We start from the raw sequence: 331 nt of genomic DNA, 5'->3' as shown, positions 1-331 counted from the left end.
CAGAGCAGAAGATCCAGTTACAGGCTGTTTTAGTGTGATGCCGATTACGTTAGAAGTTAATCCAAGTCCAATAGCACCAATTGATTTGGATGATATCGAAGTATGTGATACCGATAGCAACAACCAAAGTGCTAGTACTAACGTAAACTTAACGGTACTAACAGCAGCAGTTTTAGCCCAACAACCACTACCAGCGAGCAGTTATACCGTAACATATTATACCAGTCAACCACTGGCAGAAGATGGCGATTTTCCAATTATCAATACGAGTAACTACTTAGCTAGTAATTTAGACACCATTTGGGTACGCGTAGAAAACAACGCTACAGGC

General features: G+C 41.1%; 1 protein-coding gene. It reads left to right on the top strand.

What is annotated here, in order from left to right:
• Window positions 1–331, top strand: a 331-nt coding sequence (locus IAI56_RS15985) for a hypothetical protein (protein ID WP_187658798.1), incomplete at both ends; no start/stop codon positions are given.

Origin of the sequence: Flavobacterium macrobrachii (assembly GCF_014486675.1) — a bacterium.
Taxonomy (GTDB): domain Bacteria; phylum Bacteroidota; class Bacteroidia; order Flavobacteriales; family Flavobacteriaceae; genus Flavobacterium; species Flavobacterium macrobrachii.
Note: the sequence above shows the minus strand (reverse complement) of the source record. Positions and strands in the feature narration are given on the sequence as shown.